This is a genomic window from Pseudomonas sp. LB3P58 (assembly GCF_054897895.1).
Genome location: NZ_JBUBVE010000001.1, coordinates 5,424,626 through 5,442,046 on the forward strand (window position 1 = coordinate 5,424,626; position 17,421 = coordinate 5,442,046).

Below are 17,421 nucleotides of genomic sequence, written 5' to 3' on the forward strand. Positions count from 1 at the left end.
AGACGCGACCGAGACAAATCTGCTTCACAGCGTCAGACCTGGCTCTTTTGCCAGCGGTGCACGTCTTTTCTGACGAGCCTTCCAAGGCTACTGACGAGCACACCCACTGATTCCTCTCACGACGATCAGCCCAAGGCACCTTCTTGCGTGCCAGCTTATGAGCTATCCGAGGCCATCGACTGGCCGCAGCCGGATTCAGCGCAACACTTTCAAATAGTCGAATACTGATTGGTACTAACGTCAGTGGATTTTCGGCAGATACACTTCCCGACAGCGATTACGCAGACGACACTGGTCGAGCCGCACATTTTGCGCGCCTCAAACAACGACCCGCGCTCAGCCGCTCTTCGTTTCGGATCAATTGCAGCGCAGATGACGAGAACGCCATGGCCGGGCTAATTCCCCAGAGCTTCATTGACGACCTTCTGAACCGCACCGACATCGTCGATGTGGTCAGCTCGCGCCTGCAAATGAAAAAGGCCGGCAAGAATTACACCGCCTGCTGCCCGTTTCACAAAGAGAAAACCCCCTCCTTCAGCGTCAGCCCCGACAAGCAGTTCTATTATTGCTTTGGCTGCGGCGCTGGCGGCAACGCCCTCGGCTTCATGATGGACCACGACAATCTGGATTTCGTCCAGGCTGTCGAAGAACTGGCCAAAGCCGCCGGCATGGAAATCCCCCGCGAAGAAAGCGGACGGCCGCACAAACCGCGACAGCCGACCGATTCGCCGCTCTACCCGCTACTCACCGCCGCCGCCGACTTTTACCGCCAGGCACTGAAAAGCCATCCATCGCGAAAAGCGGCTGTGGATTATTTGAAAGGTCGCGGACTGACCGGTGAAATCGCCCGAGACTTCGGCCTCGGCTTTGCCCCGCCCGGCTGGGACAACCTGTTCAAGCACTTGAGCAGCGACACCCTGCAACAGAAAGCCATGATCGATGCCGGCCTGCTGATCGAGAACGCCGAAACCGGCAAACGCTATGACCGCTTCCGCGATCGCGTGATGTTCCCGATCCGCGACAGTCGCGGGCGAATCATCGCTTTCGGTGGCCGGGTATTGGGCGACGACAAGCCGAAATACCTGAACTCACCGGAAACCCCGGTATTCCATAAGGGCCAGGAACTCTACGGCCTTTATGAAGCACGCAAGAACAACCGCAACCTCGACGAAATCATCGTCGTCGAAGGCTACATGGATGTTATCGCCCTCGCCCAGCAAGGCCTGCGCAATGCTGTCGCGACCCTGGGCACCGCCACCAGCGAAGAGCACTTGAAGCGCCTGTTTCGCGTCGTGCCCAACGTGCTGTTCTGTTTCGACGGCGATCAGGCAGGTCGAAATGCCGCCTGGCGGGCATTGGAGGCAGCGCTGCCGAGCCTGCAGGACGGGCGGCGCGCACGCTTTCTGTTCCTCCCCGAAGGCGAAGACCCGGATACGCTGGTCCGCTCCGAAGGCACCGATGCCTTCCGCGCACGGATCAACCAGCACGCCCAACCACTAGCGGATTATTTTTTTCAACAGCTGACCGAGGAATCGGACCCACGCTCGCTCGAAGGCAAGGCCCATATGGCCACCCTCGCCGCGCCGCTGATCGACAAAGTCCCCGGGGCGAACCTACGCATCCTGATGCGTCAGCGCCTGACCGAAATTACCGGGCTTAGCGGTGAAGCCGTGAGCCAACTGGTGCAAAGCGCACCCCAGGAAGCGCCACCGGCGTACGACCCGGGCATCGATTACGACGCCATGCCGGATTACAGCGACTACCATCAGCCGCAGGCACAAGAGATGTATGCGCCGCAGCAGGAATGGACACCGAAGAAACCCGGCGCCGGCGGCAAAAAATGGGACAAAAAACCGTGGGACAAAAACGGCAAACGCGGTGGTGATCACGATCAACCCCGCGCGCCACGGGTGCCGGCCGCTGTAGAGCCGCCGACCCTGGCCGCCTTGCGTACGCTATTGCATCACCCGCAATTGGCCGAGAAAGTCGAGGATGCCGGGCACTTTGCTGCCGAGGATCACACCAACACGCAATTACTGGTGGCCCTTCTCGAAGCCGTACAGAAGAATCCCAAGCTAAACTCATTTCAGTTGATTGCACGCTGGCACGGTACGGAGCAAGGACGTTTGCTCAAGGCGCTGGCGGAAAAGGAATGGCTGATTGACGGAGATAACCTTGAACAACAGTTTTTCGACACCATTACTAGCTTGTCAGCCCGCCAACGCGAGCGAAACCTGGAACAACTTCTCAGGAAAGCACGTCAAAGCGAACTGAGTGCCGAAGAGAAAAATCAACTGCGCGACCTATTAAGTCGCAATGTTTCCGCAACAAGCCCGACCTCAACTGGCGCGTGAGGTCATAGCTCAGGTATAATCCTCGGCTTGTTTTTTGCCCGCCAAGACCTTCAGTGGATAGGGTGTTATGTCCGGAAAAGCGCAACAGCAGTCTCGTATCAAAGAGTTGATCACACTTGGTCGTGAGCAGGGTTACCTGACTTACGCGGAGGTCAACGACCACCTGCCGGAGGATATTTCAGATCCGGAACAGGTGGAAGACATCATCCGCATGATCAATGACATGGGGATCAACGTATTCGAGGTTGCGCCAGATAAGGATTCCCTTATGCTGGCCGACGCCGATACCGACGAAGCCGCGGCCGAAGAGGCAGCAGCAGCGTTGGCAGCGGTCGAGACCGACATTGGTCGCACTACCGACCCAGTGCGCATGTACATGCGCGAAATGGGTACGGTAGAGCTCCTCACACGTGAAGGCGAAATCGAAATCGCCAAACGTATTGAAGAGGGCATCCGTGAAGTGATGGGCGCAATTGCGCACTTCCCTGGCACGGTTGACCATATTCTCTCCGAGTACACCCGCGTCACCACCGAAGGTGGCCGCCTGTCCGACGTCCTGAGCGGTTATATCGACCCGGACGACGGCATTGCGCCGCCTGCAGCAGAAGTGCCGCCGCCTGTCGACCCGAAAGCCGTGAAAGCGGACGACGACACCGACGACGATGACGCTGAAGCCAGCACTGACGACGAAGAAGAAGCCGAAAGCGGTCCGGATCCGGTCATCGCAGCTCAGCGCTTTGGCGCTGTCTCCGATCAGATGGAAATCACCCGCAAGGCGCTGAAAAAGCACGGTCGTGGCAACAAGCTGGCAATTGCCGAGCTGGTGCTTCTGGCTGAGCTGTTCATGCCGATCAAACTGGTTCCGAAGCAATTCGAAGGCCTGGTCGAGCGTGTTCGCAGTGCCCTGGATCGTCTGCGTCAGCAAGAGCGCGCGATCATGCAACTTTGCGTTCGTGATGCTCGCATGCCGCGTGCCGACTTCCTGCGCCAGTTCCCAGGCAACGAAGTCGACGAAAGCTGGTCCGACGCACTCGCCAAAGGCAAAGGCAAATACGCTGAAGCCATTGGTCGCCTGCAACCGGACATCATTCGTTGCCAGCAGAAGCTGACCGCGCTGCAAACCGAAACCGGTTTGACGATCGCCGAGATCAAGGACATCAACCGTCGCATGTCGATCGGTGAGGCCAAGGCCCGCCGCGCGAAGAAAGAGATGGTAGAAGCGAACTTGCGTCTGGTGATCTCCATCGCCAAGAAGTACACCAACCGCGGTCTGCAATTCCTCGATCTGATCCAGGAAGGCAACATCGGCTTGATGAAAGCGGTAGACAAATTCGAATACCGCCGCGGCTACAAGTTCTCGACTTATGCCACCTGGTGGATCCGTCAAGCGATCACTCGCTCGATCGCCGACCAGGCCCGCACCATCCGTATTCCGGTGCACATGATCGAGACGATCAACAAGCTCAACCGCATTTCCCGCCAGATGCTGCAGGAAATGGGTCGCGAACCGACCCCGGAAGAGCTGGGCGAACGCATGGAGATGCCTGAGGACAAGATCCGCAAGGTATTGAAGATCGCTAAAGAGCCGATCTCCATGGAAACCCCGATCGGTGATGACGAAGACTCCCATTTGGGTGACTTCATCGAAGACTCGACCATGCAGTCGCCAATCGATGTCGCCACTGTTGAGAGCCTTAAAGAAGCGACTCGCGAAGTTCTGTCCGGCCTCACTGCCCGTGAAGCCAAGGTTCTACGCATGCGCTTCGGCATCGACATGAATACCGACCACACCCTCGAGGAGGTTGGTAAGCAGTTCGACGTGACCCGTGAACGGATTCGTCAGATCGAAGCCAAGGCGCTGCGCAAGCTGCGCCACCCGACGAGAAGCGAGCATTTGCGCTCCTTCCTCGACGAGTAATAACAAAACCCCCGGCCCAGGCCGGGGGTTTTGCTTTTATACAGATTAAATCCCCCGCACCTCCCCCCCTCCGAATTGCCCGTCTACACTCGAAACATTCCCCGAGCCATAACGAGACCGTTATGCCCAGACTGCCGACCGTGCTTTTTTTGCTGTCGCTATTGACCTGGACCGCAACGGCTGGCGCGCTGACTCTGACCGACGAAGAACGTAGCTGGCTGGCGGCTCACCCGGACTTGCGCCTGGGTGTCGATGCGTCTTGGCCACCCTTCGAGTTTCGCGACGATCAGGGCCGCTATCAGGGCCTTGCGGCAGACTATATCGACCGGATCCGTCAACGCCTGGCCATCAAGCTCACGCCTATCGAGCCCGTCAGCTGGACTGTCGTCCTGGAGCAGGCCAAACAAGCCAAGCTGGACCTGTTGCCCGGCATCATGTCGACCCCGGAGCGCCAGACATACCTGTCATTCACCCGCCCCTACCTGGACTTTCCGATTGTCATCCTTGCCCATATCGGAGGCCCCCAGCCACGCAACCTCAAAGACTTGTACGGTCTGAAAGTCGCCGTGGTGGAAAACTACGCACCCCACGAACTGTTGCGCACCCACAATCCCGACCTCAATCTGGTGGCGATGCCCAACGTCAGCTCAGCGCTGCAGGCGCTGGCTACCGATGAAGTGGATGCGGTGGTCGGTGATCTCGCCTCCAGCGTCTGGAGCCTGCGTCAGCTCAAGCTCGACGGGCTCTACGTCAGCGGCGAAACTCCCTATCGTTATCAATTGGCAATGGGCGTGCCCCGGGACAACAAGATACTGGTCGGCATTCTGGACAAAGTCCTGGCGGACATGACCCCGAACGAAATCAATGAGATTCAGGAGCACTGGGTCGGCAACGTCCTCGATCATCGGACATTCTGGAACGATCTGCTGGTTTACGGTCTGCCAGGATTGCTGCTACTGATCATCGTGCTGGCGATGGTTATCCGGATCAACCGTCGGCTGAGTTCGGAAATTGCCCGCCGAGTCGACCTGGAGCAAGAACTGCGCAGCAGCGAATACCATTACCGCGGGCTGGTGGAGAGCCTTTCGGCCATCGCCTGGGAAGCGCGGATCAGCGATTTCACCTACAGCTATGTGTCCCCCCATGCCGAGGATCTGCTCGGCTACCCCTTGTCTCATTGGCTGATTCCGGGTTTCTGGCGCAACATTATCCACCCGGCCGACCTGACTCGCGCCCAGACCTTCTGTGATCACGAAGTACTGGCCGGACGCGATCACAGCCACGATTACCGGGTCATCACCGCCGATGGCCGCTGCATTTGGGTGCGCGATATCGTCAGCCTGATCGAGCACGGCCATGAACCGGTGATGCGCGGACTGATGATCGACATCAGCGAAGCCAAGCGCACCGAAGAGGCGTTGCGCCTGTCGGAACAGAAGTTCGCCTCGGTGTTCCAGCAATGCCCGGACATACTAGTCATCGCGCGACTCTCCGACGGCTGCCTGCTGGAGGTCAACGAGGCATTCGAAGAACAGATCGGCCTCAAGGCCGAAGACGTCATCGGCCAGACGGCCACCGACCTGAACATCTGGGGCATACCCGGCGTCGGGCCAGGCTTGTTGCAACGGTTGCAGGCCGGCAGCATCCGTAACCTGGAGATGCCCTTTCGCCGCAACAATGGCCAAGTGTTTACCGGCCTGATCTCCGCTGAACCGTTCGACCTCGATACAACCCCTGCGCTGGTAGTGGTCGTGCGGGACATCAGTCAGCTCAAGGAAACCCAGCAACAACTGCAAACCTCCGAAGAGAAATTCGCCAAGGCCTTCCATGCCTCACCCGACGGCTTGCTATTGTCACGGCAGAGCGACGGTTTACTGATTGAGGTCAACGAGGGTTTCAGTCGCATTACCGGTTTCAACAGCGCGATGTCCGTGGATCGCTCCGCCCTCGAGCTGGGAATCTGGGTCAATCTCAACGAACGCAAACAGATGCTCGATCTGCTGCACCGGGACGGTTTCGTCCGCGACTTCAGTTGCCATATACGCCGCAGCGACGGACAGATCCGCCTCTGTGAGGTGTCCAGCCGTCCACTACCGATCGGCGATGAAGATTGCATGCTGACCATCGCCCGGGATATCACCGAGCGACACCTGATGCAGGAGAAACTGCAACAGGCCGCCACGGTATTCGAGAGCACCGCCGAAGGTGTATTGATCACCGACACCCAACAGCACATCAGCGCGGTCAACCGTGCGTTTACCGAAATCACCGGCTACAGCGAGAGCGAAGCATTGGGCCACACCCCTCGCCTGCTCGCCTCGGGCCTGCACGACAGCGCGTTTTATGCCGCCATGTGGCATCAACTGACCGCCGAAGGTCATTGGCAGGGCGAAATTTCCAACCGGCGCAAGAATGGCGAGCTCTATCCGAGCTGGCTGACCATCAGTGCGGTGCGCAACCGGGACAAATTCGTCACCCACTTTGTCGCGGTATTCGCAGACATTTCCAGCCTCAAACACGCCCAGGCCAAGCTCGATTACCAGGCACACCACGACCCACTGACCGGTCTGCCGAATCGCACGCTGTTCGAGAGCCGATTGCTGACTGCGCTCAACAACCAGCAGGAAAACGGCGGCCAGGGCGCGGTGCTGTTCCTCGACCTGGACCGTTTCAAACACATCAACGACAGCCTGGGTCACCCGGTCGGCGACCTGCTGCTCAAGGGCATTGCCGTGCGCCTCAAGGAGCAGTTGCGCGACATCGACACCGTGGCGCGCCTGGGCGGCGACGAATTCATCATCCTGCTGCCCGGGCTGCAGCAATCCAGTGACGCCGACAACATCGCGACCAAATTGCTCAATTGCTTCGGCGCACCGTTCCAGGCCGGCGAACATGAGTTTTTTATCAGCGCCAGTATCGGCACCAGTCTGTACCCCAAGGATGGCTGCGACGTCGCCACGCTGGTCAAGAACGCCGATGCGGCGATGTACCGCTCCAAGGCCAAGGGTCGCAACCGGGTCGAAAGCTACACCCGCGACCTCACTGCTCAAGCCAGCGAGCGAGTGGCACTGGAACATGAACTGCGACGCGCTATCGAGCGCAACGAACTGCACCTCCATTATCAACCGAAGATCAGCCTGGTCGACCATCGCCTGGTCGGCGCAGAAGCGCTCATTCGCTGGCGCCACCCGACCTTCGGCGATGTGCCGCCGGAGCATTTCATTCCGCTGGCCGAAGAAAACGGCATGATCCTGCAAATCGGCGATTGGGTTCTCGAAACCGCCTGCCGGCAGATGTTCGAGTGGAATCAGGTTTACGAACCCGTCGGCCCGCTGTCGGTCAACCTCGCGGGCGCTCAATTGCGCCAGCCGAACCTGCTCGGTCGGATCGAACAATTGCTCAAGGACAACCGCCTCAAACCCGGTTTCCTGCAACTGGAAATTACTGAAAACTTCATCATGAGCCAGGCTGAAGAGGCGCTGGCAGTACTGCATCAACTCAAACACCTGGGCGTGCAACTGGCGATCGACGACTTCGGCACCGGTTACTCCTCACTGAGTTACCTCAAACGTCTGCCGTTGGACATTCTCAAGATCGATCAGTCTTTCGTCCGCGGCCTGCCGGACGATCCCCACGACGCAGCCATCGTTCGCGCCATCATCGCCCTGGGCCGCAGCATGCAATTCACCATCATTGCCGAGGGCGTGGAAACCCTCGCACAGCAGCAATTCCTCGCTGCCGAAGGCTGTGAACAGATCCAGGGTTACATCGTCAGCCTGCCCTTGCCACCGGAAGAATTTGCCGCGACGTTTCTTCGTATAGCCATTTCAGACTTTTCGGATAGCACAGCCGAGAAACCGTCGCTATAATCCGCGGCCTACTGAGGGCCTATAGCTCAGTTGGTTAGAGCAGAGGACTCATAATCCTTTGGTCCACGGTTCAAGTCCGTGTGGGCCCACCAAACAAGAAAGCCGCGCAATGCGCGGCTTTTTCGTGTCTGTTGGAATAACTCAATCGCGACGAGCGCCTGCCGAAACATCACTCAGTTGGCGAAATTCTCGATCCTGATCTGGCCCTCAGGAAAGGTCGCGATAATTTCCAGTTCGCCACCCATGGCGCGGATGTAGTTTCGCAAGGTGCTGATGTACATGTCTGTGCGCCGCTCCATTCTGGAGATCGCTGCCTAGTTGACCTGCAACGTCTTGGCCAGCGTTTCCTGACTCAGCTCTTGAGCCTTACGCAGTTCGTGCAGAGGCATTTCTTTCAGGTGTTGCTGGAACAACCGCTCCGCGTTAGCGCGAGACTCCGGCGTCATGCGAGCTTGAAGTTCAGCAAATTTTTTAGCCATCGTTGCGGCCCTCTTTACGCAATGTTTCCAAATGGTCGTCATACAATGTTTCCACCTGCGGGACATGCTCGTCATACCAACGGTTTCGACCGGTTTTTTTGCCACCCAAGGAATATGACCTCAAGGGAATAACTCTAGGCTTTAACGGCCGTGCGAACACCTTGGTTGCCAATCAAATTGTTAACGTTGGTTTCTGGTTGGATCTGGGTGTTCGGTGCCTGGCGTTTGGTTGTGTTTACCTAAGGTGTCGAAATATCGGATGACACCTGAGGACCTTGTAGGCAAACTCCGAAAATTGCATTTGGGCACTTTGCTGCCATGTTGCGCTTTTCTTCGACGGGATACTCTCGGACGTCGCTGCCAATGCAGTGATCGGGCTTGGTAACCCGGCGAGTTAGGCGCAACAGCGCCCCATCACGATTGCAGGCGTTTTTCTGTCTCTGCAATTTTGAATTATGGCGGCTGTGCGTGGGACGCCTTCGGGTGTGCCGGTTTCCTTGACTCCCGGTTTACCAACCTGCGCCCAGCTGCCACCCATTCGTTTGGTAACGAACGCGGCAGCTCCTCGAGTCAAGGAGCTAGACCATGAGCAAAACAAACCCGTCCGAACCTTCAGAACTGAAAACCATCGGCTTCACCCCGTTGATTTATTGCTCGAATCAAGCGCTGTTCAACGTCCGCGCCGGCGTCCCGATCAGCGATGCGCTGGCACAGGCTTCTGATTTTCTTTTCCTAGCCAAAGCGTTTGCTGTGGATGCCGCCTACGCAAAAGACACCGACCGCCATGCATGGGCTGCGCATTATCTGATGGCGATGAGTAAGGCTGTGATTGATGATGTGGTGAAGGTGCTGACACGAACTCCTGTTCAGACGAGACAGAAAGCCAACCAGCCGAACAACACATAATTACACCCGCGTTGAAGATTCCCAAAAAGGGACTTATCGCTCCCTTTTTGGGACCTATCGAGCCTGCCAGGAAACCAACGCACTGGTCGCTACTTTCTATGCTGACCGGCAACACTGCAGCTGTCAGTACAAACACTTAACGCTGGAATGGCCTTCACCGATTGCAGCCGTTCAAGCATTTCACCCGTCCATACGACTTCATACGTATCTGCCGCCCTACCCCACTGCTCCACGATGACCATGCCGTCTACCAGCGCACTTGCCAGTCCAGTAATCGTATCGGCCAACGCCTCTACGATCGTTTGAGTCCGGAGCCACACACGATCAGTAATCTCTTTCAGCTCAGCCGTGATGCGGTCAGACGACGCCGGATCCGTATCGGGGTAGGCGATATTGCGCAGCAAGTGCCGTAACTCCCTTATTTTTGCGTAATCCTGTTCCGCACCAAACTCTCCTTTGAGGATGGCTGTCGCTTTCGACTTATCGACGCGTTTGTCGGGCGAATACTTTGAAACTAATGCCTGCCCCATAGCGCCAGCAAAGAGGACCATCATCCGGGCTTTCAGATGTTCCCTCATGGCTTCCATCGACGAAATTGACCGCACCAAGCTAATGGACGCCCCGCCTTGATGCCGCAGGTCCATGGTCACTGTCAGGGTCACGCCCCCCGTTTCAAACCCCAAGGCTCGGGCAATGACGTAGTGCGCCATTTCGTGATTGGCAATCTGCAACGCACGTTCCCGTACAGCGGGCGGCATTTTCTTTGTCATTTCCATTGCCTCGCATCCCTCGATTTCGCATTCGACTACGACTGACTGTTGGTGTCCATCCTGTCGATCGCGCCTTGTTCAAGCCAAAGAAAAACCCGAGAGGTAGAAAACGGTATGAACGGTACTGAGGCGAGATCAAACATCCGCGGTGCGAGATGTGCCTGTAACATGCCAACCCATTGATCTGTACCGCTGGAGACGACCTTTGCCTGACACTCGCCCGCCCGTTCTTGACGAAATCGACCGCCAATTGATTGCAGCTCTGCAGATCAATGCCCGCGAAAGCGTAGCCATGCTCGCCCGCCAACTGGGCATCGCCCGCACCACCGTTACTTCGCGGCTGGCCCGGCTGGAAAAGGCCAAGGTGATCACCGGTTACGGCGTGCGTTTGGGTCAACGCGTCGTGGATGGCGGCTTGCAGGCGTACGTCGGGATCACGGTGCAACCGCGCTCGGGCAAGGAAGTGTTGCGACGTCTCAGCGCGATGGCTCAGGTGCAGCAATTGTGTGCGGTCAGTGGCGAATTTGATTACGTGGCGTGGTTGCGCACCGACTCACCTGAGCAGCTGGATCAGTTGCTGGATCAGATCGGCAGTGTGGATGGGGTGGAGAAGACGACTACGTCGATCATCTTGAGTAGCAAGATTGATCGGGGGCAACCGGTTTGAGTTTTTGCCGATAGCTCTTTGGTGTCTGGGAGGGCCTCATCGCGAGCAAGCTCGGCTCCCACATTGACGATGTGTAGCAACATGTCGTCAGTATGATCAAATAATTAGCAAAACGACGACACATTGCGTCTTATTAACGTGTTCTACGCTCTCTAGAATGGCTGCCATCTTTTCCTATACTCAGACGCGCATGCCGCGTCCGGTCGCCAGCAAGGTCAGCCATGAACAAGAACAATCGCCATCCTGCAGACGGTAAAAAACCAGTCACCATTTTCGGTCCGGACTTTCCCTTCGCCTTCGACGACTGGATCGAGCACCCGGCCGGTCTGGGCAGCATCCCTGCGCACAACCATGGCGCCGAGGTAGCGATCGTCGGTGCCGGTATTGCAGGTTTAGTGGCAGCGTACGAATTGATGAAACTGGGCCTAAAACCCGTCGTCTACGAAGCCTCGAAAATGGGCGGCCGTCTGCGCTCCCAGGCATTCAACGGCGCTGAAGGCATCATCGCCGAGCTCGGCGGCATGCGCTTCCCGGTGTCGTCCACTGCGTTTTATCACTACGTCGACAAGCTTGGGCTGCAAACCAAACCTTTCCCGAACCCGCTGACACCTGCCTCGGGCAGCACGGTGATCGACCTCGAAGGCCAGACTCATTACGCACAGAAACTGGCGGATCTTCCTGCACTGTTCCAGGAAGTCGCCGACGCCTGGGCCGATGCGCTGGAAGCCGGTTCGCAGTTCTCTGACATCCAGCAAGCGATCCGCGATCGCGATGTGCCGCGCCTCAAAGAGCTGTGGAACACCCTCGTTCCGCTGTGGGACGACCGCACTTTCTACGACTTCGTGGCCACCTCCAAAGCCTTCGCCAAACTCTCGTTCCATCACCGCGAGGTGTTTGGTCAGGTCGGTTTCGGTACCGGCGGCTGGGATTCGGACTTCCCGAATTCGATGCTGGAAATCTTCCGCGTGGTCATGACCAACTGCGACGATCACCAACACTTGGTGGTCGGCGGCGTCGAACAAGTGCCGTTGGGGATCTGGCGTCATGTGCCGGAACGTTGCGTGCACTGGCCAGAAGGCACCAGCCTCAGCTCCCTGCACAACGGCGCGCCGCGTACCGGCGTGAAAAAAATTGCCCATGCGGCAGACGGGCGCTTTGCCGTCACCGACAACTGGGGCGACACCCGCGAATACGCAGCGGTGCTGACCACCTGCCAGAGCTGGCTGCTGACCACCCAGATCGAATGCGACGAAAGCCTTTTCTCGCAAAAGATGTGGATGGCCCTCGACCGTACGCGCTACATGCAATCGTCGAAAACCTTCGTGATGGTCGACCGGCCATTCTGGAAGGACAAGGATCCGGAAACCGGCCGCGACCTGATGAGCATGACCCTCACCGATCGCCTGACCCGTGGCACCTACCTGTTCGACAACGGCGACGACAAGCCGGGCGTGATCTGCCTGTCGTACTCGTGGATGAGCGACGCGCTGAAAATGCTCCCGCAACCGGTGGAAAAACGCGTGAAACTGGCGTTGGATGCGTTGAAAAAGATCTACCCGAAAGTCGACATCGCCGCGCGAATCATTGGCGATCCGATCACCGTATCCTGGGAAGCCGACCCGCATTTCCTCGGTGCTTTCAAGGGCGCCCTGCCCGGCCACTACCGTTACAACCAGCGCATGTACGCGCACTTCATGCAGGCTGACATGCCGGCCGAGCAGCGCGGGATTTTCATCGCCGGTGACGATGTTTCGTGGACGCCTGCGTGGGTCGAAGGTGCGGTGCAGACCTCGCTCAATGCGGTGTGGGGCATCATGAAACACTTCGGCGGTGAAACTCACGCCGAGAACCCGGGTCCAGGAGATGTGTTCAACGAGATCGGTCCGATCGCCCTGCCCGAGTAAGAGGAATCCGAAATGCGCGTAGCCCTTTACCAATGTCCACCGCTGCCCCTGGATGTCGCCGGCAATCTGCAACGCCTGCATCAATTGGCGCTGGAAGCCAAGGGCGCGGATTTGCTGGTGCTGCCGGAGATGTTTTTGACCGGCTACAACATCGGCCTCGACGCGGTCAGCGTGCTGGCGGAGGTGCACAACGGTGAGTCGGCGCAGCAGATCGCGCGCATCGCCAAGACGGCCGGGATCGCCATTTTGTATGGCTACCCCGAGCGCACCGAAGACGGTCAGATTTACAACGCCGTGCAGTTGATCGACGCCAATGGCGAGCGCCTGTGCAACTACCGCAAGACTCACCTGTTCGGCGACCTCGATCACTCGATGTTCAGCGCCGGGCCGGATGAGTTTCCGCTGGTTGAACTCAATGGCTGGAAGCTCGGCTTCCTGATCTGCTACGACCTGGAGTTCCCGGAAAACGCCCGACGCCTGGCCCTGGCCGGCGCCGAGCTGATTCTGGTGCCGACGGCGAACATGATTCCTTACGACTTCATTGCCGACGTCACCGTCCGCGCCCGGGCTTTCGAAAACCAGTGCTATGTGGCTTACGCCAACTATTGCGGCAACGAAGGCGAGATCCAGTATTGCGGCCAGAGCAGCATCGCCGCGCCGGATGGCAATCGCATCGCCCAGGCAGGCCTTGATGAAGCACTGATTGTCGGCGAGCTGGATCGTCAGTTGATGGTCGATTCCCGCGCCGCCAATCGCTACTTCCTCGATCGCCGTCCCGAGCTTTATGGCGAGCTGAACAAGCGCTGACCACCCCTAATCCGCTAGCATTAGCGCTTCTCTGCTCTGGAAGTGCTCATGCCTGCGCTGAACCACCCCCACCTTCACACTGAAATCCTGGCCAACGGTCTGCGGGTGACGCTGCGTCATGTTCCCGATTTAAAGCGCAGTGCTGCGGCGTTGCGCGTCGCGGCGGGCAGCCATGACGTGCCGCTGGCCTGGCCCGGACTGGCGCACTTTCTCGAACACCTGCTGTTTCTCGGCACTGAGCGCTTTCCTGCGAGCCAAGCACTGATGGCCTACGTCCAGGGTCATGGCGGCCAGGTGAATGCGCGGACCAGCGAACGCACCACGGACTACTTTTTCGAGTTACCGCCTCAAGCGTTTACCGGGGGATTGGAGCGCCTGTCAGACATGCTTGCTCATCCACGTATGAATCCGGACGATCAGCGGCGGGAACGGGAAGTGCTGCACGCAGAATTTGTCGCCTGGTCGCGGGATACGACCGCTCAACAGCAATTCGCGCTGTTCGATGGTCTTTCAGCGGCGCATCCACTCCGAGCGTTTCATGCCGGCAACCGCTACAGCCTGCCGGTGCCGCAACCTGAGTTTCAGCAAGCCTTGCAGGGTTTCTATCAGCGGTTTTATCAGACCGGGCAGATGACCTTGAGCCTGGTCGGGCCGCAGAGTCTCGATGAGTTGAGGGCGATGGCTCATAGCTTTAGCGCTGCTATTCCCGTAGGGGAAAAGGTCCCGCAACAAGCGCCTACATCGCTGATGGATTCTTCGGACAAAAGTTATCAACAGGCTGGAGCGCGTCGACTGGATCTGCTGTTTGCCTTCGACGCGTTGTCCGATTCATCGCCCGAGGCGCTGGCGTTCCTGTGTCATTGGCTGAACGCGGCGAAACCCGGCGGTCTGCTGGCGCAATTGCGCGAGCGCGGGCTGGCTGACAGCCTGAAAGCTGCGCCACTGTATCAATTCGCCGGCCAGGCTTTGTTGCACATCGAGTTCACGTTGCCCGCCAACGCGACGCCCAACGGGATCCGCGAGCGGCTTCTGGATTGGCTTGGATTCTTTGCCTCACAGCAACCCTGGACCAGGTTGCGCGAAGAATACGCCGCCCTGCTCCAACGCCAACAGCAAGTCAGCGGCGCCCTGCAACTGGCCCGACTCGACAGTGAACAGCGTGAAGCCGGGTTATCTGAATCGGGCGTTGCAGCCCTCAAGGACGTCCTGAAACAAATCGGCGCTGTGGACAACTTCACCGGCCAATGGCAACTGCCCACACCTAATCCGTTTTTACGCGCCGAGGCTCCGGCCCCGAGTGCCGGACTGATCCGCGGCCAGACCAGCAAACACCGAGGCTTGCGGACCTTTGCCCAGGATCGCTCACGCGGTCGTCGCGAACGTTCGCCCATGCAGTTCAGTCAGGCGTTGCCCGATAACAGTGCCGAAGGTGCCGTTTACCTGCGCTGGCGTCTGGACTCGGCACCTCGAAGCAACCTTCAGGCGAGCCTGGAAAACCGCCTTCAGCCGTTGCGTGAAGACGCTCGTCAGGCAGGTGTGGACTTGTCCTTCAGCGCATCAGGCAATGAATGGCTGCTGAAAATGACCGGGCTACAGGAGCCGATGCCGACCATCCTCGAGCACGCGCTGAAAGAACTGACAAAACCTGGTGAAAATTTATCGCAGGAAAAGCCGAGCGTTGCGTTGATGCCGATTCGACAGTTGCTTAAAGCGCTGCCCGATCACTGCCTTGAGCGCACCGTTGATTCGGACGACTTGGCTCAGCTTTGGTCGAGCGCACGCTGGGATGGTCTGGCGACCGGCCTGTCCGCCCAGACACAAGCGGCGATGGGCCTTGCCTTGAGTCGTGTGCCTGGCACTGCAGACAATCAACTGACTGCGCCGCCCCCGATAAACGCGCAGCATCTGTGGAGCGCGGTCGACACCGGGTCCAGCGAACACGCGCTGCTGCTCTTCTGCCCGACCGCAACGGCAGACATCGCAGACGAAGCCGCCTGGCGCTTGCTGGCTCACCTCTGCCAGACGCCGTTTTACCAACGCCTGCGGGTAGAACTGCAGCTCGGTTATGCCGTGTTCAGCGCCCTGCGTCAGATCCATGGGCAGACAGGATTGTTGTTCGGCGTGCAATCACCCAGCGTCGCCCCTCTGGATCTGCTGGAACACATCGAACACTTCCTGCGTGGATTGGCCGGGATGATCGACGATATCGATCACGAGACCTTCATCGGCCAGCGCCAGGCACTGGCCGATCAATTCGATAGCGCGGCACTGCCCAATGCGCAGGCCGCCGAACTGCTCTGGCAGGGCAAACTGGCCGGCCACTCGTCGGAATATCTGACTCAACTGCCTCAGGCAATTCTGATGATCGACCGTGAAACGTTACTGGCCGCAGCACAACGACTGAATCAGGCCGAAGGCGGTTGGCGCTGTCTGGCCAGCGGCCCTTGCCCGAGCTCACCTTGGCAAGCGGCAAAATGATCATTACCGGTGCTGCAATTAGCTTTCTCAAAGATTCCCGGCCAATCGCCCTGTAATTTTGAGTAAGATAGCCACCTAACTATCTGAACATCTCCGGCTGGAGGTGGACTATATGTATAGATCTCAACTGTCCCATCACCTGAAGGAGCGCTCCTATGTCCTGGTCCAAACCTGCTTACACCGACCTGCGTATCGGCTTTGAAGTCACCATGTACTTCGCAAGCCGCTAATCTTTTTGTAGCGCAGTGCAACGCCTCGGCTCGCCGAGGCGTTTTTATTTTCAGTTTTCGAATGATGGAGCGGCCATGTTTGTCCAGATTCTAGGTTCCGCCGCCGGCGGTGGTTTCCCCCAGTGGAACTGCAACTGCGTGAACTGCGCCGGTTTTCGTGATGGCAGCCTGAACGCCAAGGCGCGGACCCAGTCGTCCATCGCGATTTCCGATAACGGCGTGAACTGGGTGTTGTGCAACGCATCGCCGGACATTCGCGCCCAGCTCCAGAGCTTCGCCCCGATGCAACCGGGCCGCGCCCTGCGCGATACCGGTATCAACGCGATCATCCTGATGGACAGCCAGATCGACCACACCACCGGCCTGCTCAGCCTGCGCGAAGGTTGCCCGCACCAGGTCTGGTGCACCGACATGGTCCACGAAGACCTGAGCACCGGTTTCCCGCTGTTCACCATGCTGACCCACTGGAACGGCGGGCTGACCTGGAACCAGATCGAGCTTGACCGCAGCTTCACCATCCCGGCCTGCCCGAGTCTGCGCTTCACCCCGCTGCCGTTGCGCAGCGCCGCACCGCCGTACTCGCCGCACCGTTTCGACCCGCACCCCGGCGACAACATCGGCCTGATCGTTGAAGACCTCAACACCGGCGGCAAACTGTTCTACGCACCGGGCCTGGGCAAGGTCGACGCACCGCTGCTGGAGATCATGGCGGGCAGCGATTGCCTGCTGGTGGACGGCACGATGTGGGATGACGACGAAATGCAGCGCCGTGGCGTCGGCACCCGCACCGGTCGTGAAATGGGCCACCTGGCGCAGAACGGCCCCGGCGGCATGCTGGAAGTGCTGGAACAGCTGCCCAACCAGCGCAAAGTACTTATCCACATCAACAACACCAACCCGATTCTCGATGAGGATTCGCCAGAGCGTGCAGAACTGGCTCGGCGTGACGTTGAAGTGGCGTATGACGGCATGAGTATTGTGCTGTAGGGACATCGAGACCGCTGCGCGGTCTATCGCCAGCAGGCTGGCTCCCACAGGG

The 17,421-nt window shown here is 58.5% G+C and carries 11 protein-coding genes, 1 tRNA gene and 1 pseudogene; 11 read left to right on the plus strand and 2 right to left on the minus strand.

Annotated features, from left to right (window positions below):
• Positions 1–386: 386 nt before the first annotated feature.
• The 4 genes from dnaG (at position 387) to ACYZTZ_RS25370 (ending at position 8,233) form a co-directional block, all read left to right on the plus strand.
• Positions 387–2,354 carry a DNA primase gene (gene dnaG / locus ACYZTZ_RS25355; RefSeq protein WP_033056223.1) on the plus strand — a complete coding sequence of 656 codons (1,968 nt, stop codon included), beginning with the start codon at positions 387–389 and terminating at the stop codon, positions 2,352–2,354.
• 67 nt (positions 2,355–2,421) lie between these two features.
• On the plus strand, positions 2,422–4,272 hold the full coding sequence (gene rpoD / locus ACYZTZ_RS25360; protein WP_462000023.1) for an RNA polymerase sigma factor RpoD: 1,851 nt from the start codon (positions 2,422–2,424) through the stop codon (positions 4,270–4,272).
• Between the two features lie 122 nt (positions 4,273–4,394).
• The gene (locus ACYZTZ_RS25365; RefSeq protein ID WP_462000024.1) at positions 4,395–8,141 is read left to right on the plus strand and encodes an EAL domain-containing protein; all 3,747 of its coding nucleotides are present in this window, start codon (positions 4,395–4,397) and stop codon (positions 8,139–8,141) included.
• 15 nt (positions 8,142–8,156) lie between these two features.
• A tRNA-Ile gene (locus ACYZTZ_RS25370) sits at positions 8,157–8,233 on the plus strand.
• Positions 8,234–8,314: 81 nt separating this feature from the next.
• On the opposite strand, the pseudogene ACYZTZ_RS25375 reads toward ACYZTZ_RS25370, so the two are convergent.
• Positions 8,315–8,620: pseudogene (locus ACYZTZ_RS25375) on the minus strand (helix-turn-helix domain-containing protein).
• A 585-nt stretch (positions 8,621–9,205) separates the two neighbouring features.
• On the opposite strand from ACYZTZ_RS25375, the gene ACYZTZ_RS25380 reads away from it, so the two are divergent.
• Positions 9,206–9,526, plus strand: a complete 321-nt coding sequence (locus ACYZTZ_RS25380) for a DUF3077 domain-containing protein (RefSeq protein WP_462000025.1) — start codon at positions 9,206–9,208, stop codon at positions 9,524–9,526.
• A gap of 89 nt (positions 9,527–9,615) precedes the next feature.
• Here the strand turns inward: ACYZTZ_RS25380 and ACYZTZ_RS25385 are convergent, their stop codons facing one another.
• Complete coding sequence (locus tag ACYZTZ_RS25385; RefSeq protein ID WP_462000710.1) at positions 9,616–10,296, minus strand: peptidase M41; 681 nt, start codon at positions 10,294–10,296, stop codon at positions 9,616–9,618.
• A gap of 205 nt (positions 10,297–10,501) precedes the next feature.
• Here ACYZTZ_RS25385 and ACYZTZ_RS25390 point away from each other — a divergent pair, with 205 nt between their 5' ends.
• From ACYZTZ_RS25390 to pqqB, 6 genes are all read left to right on the plus strand, one after another.
• On the plus strand, positions 10,502–10,963 hold the full coding sequence (locus ACYZTZ_RS25390) for an Lrp/AsnC family transcriptional regulator (protein WP_007980298.1): 462 nt from the start codon (positions 10,502–10,504) through the stop codon (positions 10,961–10,963).
• 221 nt (positions 10,964–11,184) lie between these two features.
• Positions 11,185–12,867 (plus strand): flavin monoamine oxidase family protein, encoded by a 1,683-nt coding sequence (locus tag ACYZTZ_RS25395; protein ID WP_056741293.1) that lies wholly within the window; start codon positions 11,185–11,187, stop codon positions 12,865–12,867.
• Between the two features lie 12 nt (positions 12,868–12,879).
• A complete protein-coding gene (locus ACYZTZ_RS25400) occupies positions 12,880–13,674 on the plus strand; it encodes a carbon-nitrogen hydrolase family protein (protein ID WP_150658491.1) in 795 nt (264 codons plus the stop codon).
• Between the two features lie 48 nt (positions 13,675–13,722).
• Entirely contained in the window at positions 13,723–16,152 is a 2,430-nt protein-coding gene (gene pqqF / locus ACYZTZ_RS25405) for a pyrroloquinoline quinone biosynthesis protein PqqF (RefSeq protein WP_462000026.1), read from the plus strand.
• Between the two features lie 155 nt (positions 16,153–16,307).
• The gene (gene pqqA, locus ACYZTZ_RS25410) at positions 16,308–16,382 is read left to right on the plus strand and encodes a pyrroloquinoline quinone precursor peptide PqqA (RefSeq protein WP_009045898.1); all 75 of its coding nucleotides are present in this window, start codon (positions 16,308–16,310) and stop codon (positions 16,380–16,382) included.
• A gap of 75 nt (positions 16,383–16,457) precedes the next feature.
• Complete coding sequence (pqqB, locus tag ACYZTZ_RS25415) at positions 16,458–17,369, plus strand: pyrroloquinoline quinone biosynthesis protein PqqB (protein WP_462000027.1); 912 nt, start codon at positions 16,458–16,460, stop codon at positions 17,367–17,369.
• Positions 17,370–17,421 lie beyond the last annotated feature (52 nt).

Bases quoted from the DNA above. Each gene is read 5' to 3' on its own strand.
- ACYZTZ_RS25380 (WP_462000025.1), top strand. From the start codon at position 9,206: ATGAGCAAAACAAACCCGTCCGAACCTTCAGAACTGAAAACCATCGGC.
- ACYZTZ_RS25365 (WP_462000024.1), top strand. From the start codon at position 4,395: ATGCCCAGACTGCCGACCGTGCTTTTTTTGCTGTCGCTATTGACCTGG.
- ACYZTZ_RS25395 (WP_056741293.1), top strand. From the start codon at position 11,185: ATGAACAAGAACAATCGCCATCCTGCAGACGGTAAAAAACCAGTCACC.
- pqqF (WP_462000026.1), top strand. From the start codon at position 13,723: ATGCCTGCGCTGAACCACCCCCACCTTCACACTGAAATCCTGGCCAAC.
- dnaG (WP_033056223.1), top strand. From the start codon at position 387: ATGGCCGGGCTAATTCCCCAGAGCTTCATTGACGACCTTCTGAACCGC.
- rpoD (WP_462000023.1), top strand. From the start codon at position 2,422: ATGTCCGGAAAAGCGCAACAGCAGTCTCGTATCAAAGAGTTGATCACA.
- ACYZTZ_RS25400 (WP_150658491.1), top strand. From the start codon at position 12,880: ATGCGCGTAGCCCTTTACCAATGTCCACCGCTGCCCCTGGATGTCGCC.
- ACYZTZ_RS25385 (WP_462000710.1), bottom strand. From the start codon at position 10,296: ATGACAAAGAAAATGCCGCCCGCTGTACGGGAACGTGCGTTGCAGATT.
- pqqB (WP_462000027.1), top strand. From the start codon at position 16,458: ATGTTTGTCCAGATTCTAGGTTCCGCCGCCGGCGGTGGTTTCCCCCAG.